The organism is Micrococcus terreus (assembly GCF_900116905.1).
GTDB lineage: Bacteria > Actinomycetota > Actinomycetes > Actinomycetales > Micrococcaceae > Citricoccus > Citricoccus terreus.
The window spans coordinates 24,673-30,672 of the sequence record NZ_FPCG01000015.1 but is presented as its reverse complement, the minus strand read 5'-3'; the positions used below and the strand labels follow the sequence as shown (position 1 = coordinate 30,672).

The window sequence follows — 6,000 nt, the reverse complement described above, 5'->3', positions numbered from 1 at the left end:
TTGCCCAGGCCGCCGAGGTAGAACAGCACCGAGGGCTTCTTGCCCGGGATGTTCGCCCCGAAGATCCAGGAGTCGACCTTGGTGAACACGGTCATGTTGGCGATCTCGGTGCAGGTCTGGCCCCACTGCTCCACCGCCTCCGGCGTGGGCTCGAGGGCCGTGATGCCGTTCTGCTCGGCGTACTTCACCGTGTCGCTGATCCACTCGACCTGGGTCTCGATGCTCGGCGGCAGGTTGGTAAACGGGCCGTTGGGGCCCAGGATCATGAACCAGTTCGGGAAGTTCGCCGTGGCCACGCCGAGGTAGCTGTTCGGCTGCCCGGCCCAGTGGTCGTTGATGTGCTCCCCGTTGCGGCCGCGGATCTCCATCCGCCGGTAGTTGCCGTCCACCGCGTCGAAGCCGGTGGCGAAGACGAGGGCGTCCAGTTCGTGCAGCTGGTCGTCCTCGGTCACCACGCCGTGCTCGGTGATCACGCGGATGGGATTTTCCTTGAGGGCCACCACGTCCACATTGTCCCGGTTGAAGGTTTCGAAGAAGCCGTCGTCGCACAGTGGGCGGCGGGCGTAGAGGTCGTGCGGGGTCAACTTGCGGGCCTTCTCGGGGTCCTTGACGATCTGTCCGATCTTGGAGCGGATGAACGCGGCAGCGGCCTCATTGGCCTGCTCGTCGGTGGCGATGTCCCCGAAGGTGCCGAACATGAAGCGGAAGCCGCCGCCACGCTGCCAGGCCTCCTCGAAGACGCGATGACGCTCCTCCTCGGAGACGGACATCGCCGGCACCGTGGACTCCTCGAAGCCGAAAGCCACGGAGGAGCTCTTGGCCTGGTCCCAGATCTCGTCGTACCTGGCCTTGATCTCCGCGCGCTCCTGCGCGGACACCGGGCGTTTGCCCACCGGCACGGAGTACTGCGGGGTGCGGATGAAGTGCGTCAGGTGGCCGGCCACCGGACCGAGCGCGGTGACCACCTGGGTGCCGGTGGACCCGGAACCGATGACCCCCACGCGCTTGCCGGCCAGGTCGTGATTCTCCGGCCACGCGCCGGTGTGGTACACCTCGCCCTGGAAGGTGTGCAGGCCCGGCAGTTGCGGGAAGTTGATCGCCGAGAGCAGGCCGATGGCGTTGACCACGTACTTGGCGCGGAACACGTCCCCGCCCTCCGTGGTGACCTCCCAGAGGCCGGGCTTGTCGAGGTAGTGCGCCGAGGTGACCTCGTTCTGCGCACCGAACCGGAAGTGCCGGCGCAGGTTGAAGCGGTCCACCACGCCCTCGAGATAGGACAGGATCTCCGGTTGCGTCAGATAGGTGTGCTCCCAGGTGTCCTCCTGCAGCAACTCCTTGTCGAAGGAGAAACGGTACAGGTGGCTCTCGGTGTCCGACAGCGCCCCCGGGTACCGGTTCCAGTACCAGGTCCCGCCGGGACCGTCCGCCTTGTCGAAGCCGATCACGGACAGGCCGAGCTCATTGGCGAGTTTGTGCACGGCGTAGATGCCGCCGAAGCCGGCACCGATCACGATGGCGTCCACCGTCTGGGGGTGCAGCTGACTCTCTGGATGAATCTGTGAGGTCATGATCAAGTCCTTCGCTGGATGGAAGTTCGGTAACTCAAGCCCGGCCGCTCAGCGGCCCTGGCGGTACCAGTCGGCGATCCGGAACAGCTCCTGGTCGGCCACCTCGGAGCGGCCCGCCAGGAACGGGAAGACGTGCTGCTGGCCCTCGGCGACGTTCAGGGTGACGTCCACCCCGGCCCGGCGGGCGAGCCCTTCCAGGCGCTGCGCGTTGTCCACGAGGGCCTCCACGCTGCCGGCGGTCAGGTACAGGCGGGGGAAGCCGGAGAAGTCGGCGTAGAGCGGGTTGGCCAGCGGGGTCTTCGGATCCACCGCGCCCCCAAGCACGCCGGCGATCATGCCCTCGAGCAACTCGGGAGTGATGAGGGCGTCGGTGGCGGCGTTGGTGTGGAGGGTCTCGCCCTTGTTCTCCATGTCCACCCACGGGGAGAAGGCGATGACCTGCCCCGGCGCCGGCTTGCCCTGTTCCTTCAGGGCCAGGGCGATGGCGATGGCCAAGTTGCCGCCGGCGGAATCACCGATGGTGGTGATGTTCTCGGGCTTGATGCCCGACTCGAGGAGCGCGTCGAAGACGGCCACGCCGTCCTCGACCTGGGCCGGGTGCGGGTGCTCCGGGGCGCGGCGGTAATCCAGCACGAAGCTGACGACACCCAGGGCCTTGGCCACGTGGGCGGCCAGCTTGCGGTGACTCGAGGCGGAACCGACGGAGAATCCGCCACCGTGGGTGTACAGCAGCACCTGGGAGGCGTCGCCCCCGGCCGGCAGGCACCAGATCCCGGGCACCCCGCCCACGGTGTCCTCGCGGTAGGTCACGTCCTCGGGCTCGACGGTGGGCTGGTGCCACTCATCGAACACCGCACGGAACAGCCGCATGGACATCTGCGGGTTCTCCGCCATGATGGCCGACCAGTCGGCGTAGAGGTCGCGCAGGGCATCCTGGGTGGTGGTGACCGTGTTGGGGGTCATGGTCCCTTCCTTCCGTTCGGGGCGCGGGCCCGCCACGTGGTTGGTGGCCCGCCGCTTTGGGCGACTCGGCCCGGGAATGGGCGTCATCGGAGGCATGAAACCACCGTAGGAGTGTGATGCAGGGCACAGGTGTTCCATTGTGAAACAGTGGGCGTCACTCGAGATTGATACCGCATCAGGGGTCAATTGAGGGCAGTTTGAGTATTTTGAGATGCCCAGCGGGTGCGGAATGATGGATTCGATGTGACTCGGCGCACAGCCAATATCCGCCTGTCATCGAACGAGTGAATGAGGACTCCCCCATGCACGCCTATGCAGTCCAGGCCGACGACCCGACGATCCATGACCTCGAGCTCCCCACGCCCGTCCCGACCGGTCGGGAGGTCCTGCTCCGTGTCGAACGCGCCGGGGTCTGCCATACGGACACCCACCTCCGCGCCGGCGGCTACGACCTGGGCAGTGGCGGTCTGATGAGCCTCAAGGACCGCGGTATCGAGTACCCGATGGTCATGGGCCATGAGGTCGTCGGCGTGGTCGAGGGGGTCGGCGAGGGAGTCAAAGGAGTCCGGCCCGGTGACCGCCGGCTGGTCTACCCCTGGATCGGCTGCCGCGAATGCCGTGAGTGCCGGGCCGGGCGAGACAATCGGTGCGCGGCCGGATGCAACCTCGGCGTGGCCCGGCATGGCGGCTATGCCGAGTACATCCTCGTCCCGGACGAGAAGTACCTGGCGGACATCAAGGGTCTGGATCCCAGCTGGGCGGCCACCCTGGCCTGCTCCGGACTGACCGCCTACAGCGCCGTGGACCGGGTCCTCCCCCTGGACCCGGACGAGCCCGTCGTCATCATCGGCGCCGGGGGGTTGGGCCTGACCGCCATCGCGGTGCTCCGTTACCGCGGCCACGAGAACGTCTGCGCCGTGGACGTCTCGGAGTCCAACCTAGACCTGGCCCGGGAGCTCGGCGCCACGCACACCGTCGTCTCCGGTGAGAAGGCGGCGTCGGGGATCCGAGAGGCGATCGGCGGACCGGCCAGCGCCGTGATCGACTTCGTCAACAACGGCACCACCGCCACCCTGGGCTTCGAAATCCTGATCAAGGCCGGCATCATGGTCCAGGTCGGACTCTTCGGCGGCGAGGTGACCCTGCCGACCGCCCCGCTGGCCCTGCGCATGATCCGCATCGAGGGCAGCTTCGTGGGAACCATGGGCCAGATGCAGGACTTGGTGAAGATAGCCCAGCGCGGTGACCTTCCCTCGATCCCGGTCGTGGAGCGCCCCCTGTCCGCCGAGTCCGTGGCCACGGCCCTGGATGAGCTCACCGCTGGCGGCGTCCGCGGACGGATCGTCCTAACGGCTTGATTCAGAACGGTGCCGACGATGACGCCACGGCGTGAGGACCAGGTGCGCCAGGCCCGGGAGTTGTTGATCACCCAAGGCCTGCGGGGCCTCGTCGTGCCCTCGTCTCTGGTACCGGAGGAGATCGAGCGCAGCTGGCGCCGATCGGTCTCGTTGCGCGTGGACCCCACCGCCGAGCCCCGGGTGCTGGGTGCGGTCGATCCGGACGCGGCAATCCTCCGGGCGGCCGGACGGATCCTCGACCAGTGGCAGGACAGCCTGACGGACTCCCACCTGTCTCTGCTGCTCGCGGACCAGGACGGCCGGATCGTCTCCCGTCGGATCGTGACCCCTCAGGATGAGCGCCGCCTGGACCGGGCCAACGCCGTCGAGGGGTTCGACTTCTCCGAGGGAAGCCTGGGCACCAACGGGCTCGGCACTCCCATTGAAGCCCGGAGCGTGGTGTTCGTCCGCGGCCCCGAGCACTACCATGAGGCACTCGCCCAGCTCGCCTGCGCCGGCGCCCCGCTGCGCCACCCCATCACCGGGCGCATCGTGGGCTCCATAGCCTTGGCCTCTCCCGCCGTTTCCGCTCATGGGCTCATGGTCTCCATCGTCCGGCAAATCGGGAACCAGATCGCCGAAGAGCTGGTATCCCAGGCGGACTCGCGCGACTTGGAGCTGGCCCGTACCTACCGGGTGTTCCGGTCGTCCCGTAGTCCAGTCCTGGTCATGAACGCCCAGACGGTGATGACGGATCTGCCGACCCTCTCCCATTTGGACACAGAGACCCACGCCGTGCTGTGGGACCGGTTATTGCGGCACGGTTGGTCGGAGGAGACCTTCCAGCTAGAGCTGCCCCTGCTGGGCACCGTGGCCACGGCCCGGCGGATGGGCCGGATCCCACAGGAACCCCTCTTCGTTCTCGAGTTCACCGAACCCCTCACGCTTCCCGCCAGCGTCATGACCGATGCCAGCGACGAACCGGCGGGCGGGCAGGGCATCCGCACCGATCCGGAGGCAAGCCGCCGGGCCGATCTGGGTCCGGACGGCCCCGAGATGGTCACGGGCCCCTATGGCACGGTGCGCCGCGCGCTGGACAACGCCGCCGATCGTGCTCTCGTGCTGAGACTGACCGGCGCGCCGGGCACGGGCAAACGTCATCAGGCGCTGGCCTGGTTGCGGAAACGCACCGGCCAGGAGCCCTTGACTGTCGACGCCGGTCGGCTCGCCGCCGCTACCGAATCCCGGCCCGGGACCGACCGCGACTGGGCTGCCGTCGAGCAGGCATTGACGGCCGGCCGCGGGGTCGTCGTCACCAACGCAGAGGCTCTGGACCGGCGATCCCGGACCCGGCTCCAGCAGTCGTCCGCGACAGCCCTCGAAGCGGGCAGTACCGCCCGGGTCCTCCTCACGGAACAGCTCCAAGAGCAAAACTCCGGCTCGATCGTGCCCACCGTTAGCGGCGGGGCAGGCACGACCGAGGGCACTGTGGAGGTCACCGTGCCGTCCCTGGCCGAACTGCGCGGAGAACTTCCCGGTGTCATCCGGGAAGTGGCCGCCGGCCTCTTCCCGGGAGCTCGCCCCCTGCGGTTCTCCCCGGGCGCCCTGCAATCCCTGCTCGCCTGGACGTGGCCTGGCAACGTGGCCGAGCTTCGAGATGTCCTCGCCGGACTTCCGACGGCGGCACGCACGGGTCTCGTCCAGGTTCAGCACCTGCCTCCGGCCCTGCGCCAAGCCGCCGGTCCGCGGCTGAGCCGCTATGAGCAGTCCGAGCGCGAGACGATCGTCGCCGCTTTGCGGGACGCCGAGTGGAACAAGTCCCGCGCGGCGGAGATCCTGGGTATCGGCCGCACCACGCTGTACCGCAAGATACGCAGCCTGCGTATCGAGGAGGAAACGTAGGCTCCTCGGCACTAAATCCTCCCGGGGCGTCTGTCTCGACAGGGCCGATCGACTACTCGTACGGGACAGAACGAATGTATGTAGAGATCTCATCTGCCGCGCGAGGACTTCCTTCTTCGGGCACCTCTCCTACATGTCTGCGTAACCTCGTCGTCTCACGACGTCATCTCCCTAACCTTGCCGACGGACTTTCGCGGAGGCAACTACCGCATGACCGCCCGTGACGCCGG

4 protein-coding genes are annotated in these 6,000 nt (G+C 67.8%); 2 read left to right on the top strand and 2 right to left on the bottom strand.

Annotated features, from left to right (window positions below; all coding sequences use genetic code 11):
• Together BM355_RS13300 and BM355_RS13295 are read right to left on the bottom strand one after the other, a co-directional pair.
• The coding region (locus tag BM355_RS13300) for a flavin-containing monooxygenase (protein ID WP_091699487.1) at positions 1-1,568 on the bottom strand (1,568 nt) is incomplete at its 3' end.
• A 48-nt stretch (positions 1,569-1,616) separates the two neighbouring features.
• Positions 1,617-2,531: an alpha/beta hydrolase gene (locus tag BM355_RS13295; RefSeq protein ID WP_091699484.1), complete on the bottom strand. Its 915-nt coding sequence runs from the start codon at positions 2,529-2,531 to the stop codon at positions 1,617-1,619.
• Positions 2,532-2,833: 302 nt separating this feature from the next.
• On the opposite strand from BM355_RS13295, the gene BM355_RS13290 reads away from it, so the two are divergent.
• Entirely contained in the window at positions 2,834-3,889 is a 1,056-nt protein-coding gene (locus tag BM355_RS13290) for an alcohol dehydrogenase (RefSeq protein ID WP_091699481.1), read from the top strand.
• Positions 3,890-3,931: 42 nt separating this feature from the next.
• A complete protein-coding gene (locus tag BM355_RS13285) occupies positions 3,932-5,770 on the top strand; it encodes a sigma-54-dependent Fis family transcriptional regulator (protein ID WP_177227968.1) in 1,839 nt (612 codons plus the stop codon).
• Positions 5,771-6,000: the final 230 nt, after the last annotated feature.